Here is a 1,290-nt window from a genome sequence, read left to right as displayed (position 1 = left end):
TCAGTGTGAAGGTGAGGTGCCGCGTAGTGCGGTGGTTGAATCCTTTTCACCTGGTGTCTGGCTCTTAGATTGGCTGCCGCCTTTGGTTGGCGTTCACGCGTTTTGCCGGCATCAGGTGTGAAGGACCGGCCGGCGTGACTTGATAGGAGCGTGGCACCGCCCCCAACTGAGGTATGTCCGCCGACCGGCCCAACCGTCACCTCTCAGTGAATGGAGGCAACCACCATGGTTGTTGTTGGAGCCGATGTACACAAGCGCACGCATACCTTCGTCGCCGTCGACGAGGTAGGCCGCAAGCTCGGCGAGAAGACCGTCAAGGCCCTCACCGGCGGGCATACCGAAGCGGTGATGTGGGCCCGTGAGCATTTCGGAACCGATGTCATCTGGGCGATCGAAGACTGCCGGCATCTGTCAGCGCGTCTAGAGCGCGACCTGTTCGCGTTGGGGCAGAAAGTGGTGCGGGTCCCGCCCAAGCTGATGGCCCAGACCCGGGCCTCGGCCCGCACCCGGGGTAAGTCCGATCCCATCGATGCGCTGGCAGTCGCTCGTGGTTTCCTGCGTGAGCCCGATCTGCCGGTAGCCGCTCATGACGAGGTGTCGCGTGAACTCAAGCTGTTGGTGGATCGACGCGAAGACCTTGTGGCACAACGCACTGCGACGATTAACCGGCTGCTGTGGCGGGTTCACGAGCTCGATCCCGCCCATGCCCCCAAGGCGCGCTCGTTGAATCTGGCCAAGCACCGCAGACTGCTCGGCGACTGGCTGCACACCCAAACCGGCATCGTCGCCGAGTTGGCCCGCGACGAGCTGGCCGACATCAGCCGCCTCACCGAGACCATCGACGGGTTGGCCAAACGGATCGGTGCCCGTGTCCGCCAGGTCGCCCCGGTGTTGCTGGCCATGCCGGGATGTGGCGAGCTGACCGCGGCCAAACTCGTCGGCGAAACCGCCGGGGTGACCCGATTCAAGAGCGAGGCGGCCTTCGCGCGTCACGCCGGGGTGGCCCCGGTGCCGGTATGGTCGGGCAACACCCGCGGACGAGTCCGTATGACCCGCTCGGGCAACCGCCAACTCAACACCGCCCTACACCGCATCGCCGTCACCCAAATCCGCCTCCAGGGCCTCGGACAGACCTATTACCGCCACCGCATCACCAACGGCGACTCCACACCCGAAGCCCTGCGCTGCCTCAAACGCCGCCTGGCCCGCGTCGTCTACGGCCACCTGCACACCGACCACAACAATCGTCAAAAGCCTTGCCAAGCGGCAGCGGCTTGACATAGGAGAAAC

The 1,290-nt window shown here is 64.8% G+C and carries 1 protein-coding gene; it reads left to right on the top strand.

All coding sequences use genetic code 11. The features are described 5' to 3' along the window. Nucleotides 1–210: 210 nt before the first annotated feature. Nucleotides 211–1,278, top strand: coding sequence for an IS110 family RNA-guided transposase (locus CEX88_RS25755; RefSeq protein ID WP_197696693.1), 1,068 nt, complete (start codon nt 211–213; stop codon nt 1,276–1,278). Nucleotides 1,279–1,290 lie beyond the last annotated feature (12 nt).

Source organism: Mycobacterium neumannii, from assembly GCF_002245615.1.
GTDB classification, from domain to species: domain Bacteria; phylum Actinomycetota; class Actinomycetes; order Mycobacteriales; family Mycobacteriaceae; genus Mycobacterium; species Mycobacterium neumannii_A.
The sequence above is the reverse complement of the archived record's forward strand: the minus strand, read 5'-3'. Positions and strand labels throughout refer to the sequence as shown.

Bases quoted from the DNA above. Each gene is read 5' to 3' on its own strand.
- CEX88_RS25755 (WP_197696693.1), top strand. From the start codon at position 211: ATGGAGGCAACCACCATGGTTGTTGTTGGAGCCGATGTACACAAGCGC.